The sequence below is a fragment of the Brevundimonas sp. EAKA genome, from assembly GCF_000698025.1.
Lineage (GTDB): Bacteria > Pseudomonadota > Alphaproteobacteria > Caulobacterales > Caulobacteraceae > Brevundimonas > Brevundimonas mediterranea_A.
In genome coordinates this window covers 1-2,743 of the sequence record NZ_JMQR01000211.1, presented here as the reverse complement: position 1 = coordinate 2,743, position 2,743 = coordinate 1, and the positions used below count along the sequence as shown (strand labels likewise).

The 2,743-nt window shown below is 69.7% G+C and carries 5 protein-coding genes; all 5 read right to left on the bottom strand.

Going from position 1 to position 2,743, the window contains the following annotated elements; translation table 11 throughout:
• Positions 1–128: 128 nt before the first annotated feature.
• The gene (locus tag ER13_RS16830) at positions 129–356 is read right to left on the bottom strand and encodes a hypothetical protein (protein WP_035311164.1); all 228 of its coding nucleotides are present in this window, start codon (positions 354–356) and stop codon (positions 129–131) included.
• A gap of 4 nt (positions 357–360) precedes the next feature.
• Positions 361–813, bottom strand: coding sequence for a protein TolR (tolR, locus tag ER13_RS16825; protein WP_008260741.1), 453 nt, complete (start codon positions 811–813; stop codon positions 361–363).
• 3 nt (positions 814–816) lie between these two features.
• A complete protein-coding gene (gene tolQ / locus ER13_RS16820) occupies positions 817–1,569 on the bottom strand; it encodes a protein TolQ (protein WP_052005178.1) in 753 nt (250 codons plus the stop codon).
• 142 nt (positions 1,570–1,711) lie between these two features.
• Entirely contained in the window at positions 1,712–2,137 is a 426-nt protein-coding gene (locus tag ER13_RS16815) for a hypothetical protein (protein WP_008262994.1), read from the bottom strand.
• A gap of 26 nt (positions 2,138–2,163) precedes the next feature.
• Positions 2,164–2,622, bottom strand: a complete 459-nt coding sequence (ybgC, locus tag ER13_RS16810) for a tol-pal system-associated acyl-CoA thioesterase (protein WP_035311160.1) — start codon at positions 2,620–2,622, stop codon at positions 2,164–2,166.
• Positions 2,623–2,743: the final 121 nt, after the last annotated feature.

The window sequence follows — 2,743 nt, the reverse complement described above, 5'->3', positions numbered from 1 at the left end:
GGGGGCCGGGCCAAGGCCGCGGGTGAACCCGGTGCGGGTGCCCATCGTGTCGGAGGCGGTGACCGCGGGGGCGCCGGCCGATAACCCGCGGCCGGCCCCCCCGCCCGACGATGCGGCGACCGCCCCGGTCAGCGCGCCGGAAGAGCCGACGCCGCCCGCTCCGCAACCGACGCCCCCGCCGCCGACACCGACGACTGCGCCGCCGCGATCACCGTCTCCGACACGATGGTCACCGGCACCGAGTTCACCAGCGGCTTGGGCTCGTCCGCCTTGTGCGAAAACGAAACGAAGGCGAGCGCGACCACACCCGCGTGCAGGGCGATGGATCCCAGAATGGCAGGGCTGGGCCGACGCAAGCGATCAGGCCTCCGGCGCCGTGTCGGTGATCAGGTTCAGCTTGGTGAAGCCCGAGGCCGACAGTCGCGCCATCACCCGCGCCACCGCCTGATAGGGCGCCCGCCCGTCGGCGCGCACGAACACCGGCCGCTCCGACGCCTTGTCCGATCCGCCGGCCTCGGTCAGCAGACGCACGGCGAGATCGTCGAACGACGTCTCGCTGTCGGCGATGAAGATGGCGCCCTGCTGGTCGATGCTGACCGACAGGGGCTCGTTGTCCGTCTCGACCGCGCTGGCCTCGGTCTTCGGCAGCTCCACAGGGACGCCCACGGTCAGAAGCGGCGCCGAGATCATGAAGATGATCAGCAGCACCAGCATCACGTCCACCAGGGGCGTGACGTTGATCTCGGTCAGGGGGCCTCTGCGCCCCCGCCGTCCCCGACGCCCGCCGCCGCTCGCACCGCCGCCCAGGGCCATGGCTCAGACGCTCCGGTTCAGATTGACGCCCGACGACGGCGCGGCCGGGGCCGGCGGCGTCGCTGAACTGCCCAGACGCCGCGCCACCGCCGCCTGCAGGTCGTCGGCGAAGGCGTCCAGCCGTCCCGCGAACTTGCCCGCGTCGATCGAGAACTTGTTGTAGGCGATATAGGCCGGGATGGCCGCCGCCAGGCCGATGGCCGTGGCGAACAGGGCCTCGGCGATGGCCGGCGCCACGGTCGTCAGATTGGTGTTGCCCGCCGCCGCGATCCGCCCGAAGGCGTTCATGATGCCCCAGACCGTGCCGAACAGGCCGATGAAGGGCGAGGCCGTCGCCACGACCGACAGCACGCCCAGGCCGTTCTCGATGCGTTGGCTCTCGCGCGAGATCAGGCTGTTCAGCGCCCGGTCGATGCGGGTCATCAGCAGGTCGCCCTGATGGTCGTTCAGCGCCCCGCGCTGACGCGCCTCGCGCCAGTCGGACAGGGCGATCACCAGCATCCGCGGCAGGGCGTGTTCCGGCGCCGGCCCGGCCTGGGTCGCCACGTCTTCCAGCGAACGCCCCGACTGAACCGCCTTTTCGAACTCGTCGGCCTGCCTGTTCAGGGCCGTGAAGCGGAAGGCCTTGTCGATGATGATGGTCCACGACCACAGCGACGCCGCCGCCAGGCCGATCATCACCGTCTTCACCACCCAGTCGGCGGTCAGGAACAGTTCGACGGGATTCATCATCGAGGCGTCGACGGGCGTAGTCATTCAGGCGCTCCGGGCGGGGTCGGCTGCGGATTGGAGATTGGCGACACCCCTCTTCGACCGAGCGGGCGTGACCATTGTGTGGCGAGGGCGGCTTCTAGCCTTCCCGAGCACGCGCGTCATCTGACAGGCGCGTCATAAAAGCCTACTCGGTCGTCGTCCTGCGCGTCGGATCGACCGCCACCGAGACGGGGGCGCCGACGCTGATGATCACGCCCTCATGGCCTTCCTTGGCGATGGAATAGGTGGCCGCGTCGCGCACCAGCTGTTCCTCGCAGGCGCGGTCGCCGGGGCGGCCCAGGGCCTCGCAGCCGCGCTTGGCCGCATCGGTCCAGCCCAGCACCCGGCGCGTCGCCGCCTCGGCCCGCTTGATGGCGGCCTCGTCCTCGGCCGCCGCCTGGGCGATCAGGGCCTGGCGCGCGCCCTGCTGGTACTGAAGCTCGGCCTGGCCCGCCATCTTGCGTTCCCAGACCTTGTAATAGGGACAGCCGACCAGCCCCCCGCCGACCACCAGGACCAGCAGCAGAAAGGACACGATCACGGCGCTGGCGGTGATTCCCTGGTTCTGCATGTTCGACCCTCCCGGTTCGCCTGTTTCTAGTCGCCGTCGCCGGCGCTTGCCAGCCAGGGCGTGACCTTTTCGACCAGCGCCCTGGTGGGCCGGCGCGGCCGTCCGTCCAGATGGATGCAGACCGCCGTCACCTCGGCCCGGCACAGCACCTCGCCCGCCCGCTCCACCGTCTGGCGGATGATCAGCCGCGCGCCCTTCACCGCCTCGTACAGGGTCCGCACCACCAGGGCGTCGTCGATCCGCGCCGGCTTCAGGTATTTGATGTTCAGCTCGGACACGACGAAGGCCAGCGGCTCGGCCTCCTCCAGAAGGACCGAATGGCCCACGCCGACGGCCCGCAGAAAATCCGACCGCCCCCGCTCGAAAAATCGGACATAGTTGGCGTGATAGACTAGGCCGGTGAAATCCGTGTCCTCGTAATAGACGCGCACCGGCAGCAGGTGGGCGCGCCCTTCGAAACGGCCGGCGGTGGGAAGATCGGTCATGCGCCCAGTCTAGCGCGTCGGCGGCCGGGTCAGGAAGCTGGGACATTAGCGATCGCGCATGTCGCGGAACTCGGTCGGCAGCGGATCGTCGCTGAACAGGAGCCGTCTCTTATACACTTCT

Excerpts from the sequence above, each read along its gene's own strand:
- tolR (WP_008260741.1), bottom strand. The coding sequence starts at position 813 with ATGGCCCTGGGCGGCGGTGCGAGCGGCGGCGGGCGTCGGGGACGGCGG.
- tolQ (WP_052005178.1), bottom strand. The coding sequence starts at position 1,569 with ATGACTACGCCCGTCGACGCCTCGATGATGAATCCCGTCGAACTGTTC.
- ER13_RS16815 (WP_008262994.1), bottom strand. The coding sequence starts at position 2,137 with ATGCAGAACCAGGGAATCACCGCCAGCGCCGTGATCGTGTCCTTTCTG.
- ybgC (WP_035311160.1), bottom strand. The coding sequence starts at position 2,622 with ATGACCGATCTTCCCACCGCCGGCCGTTTCGAAGGGCGCGCCCACCTG.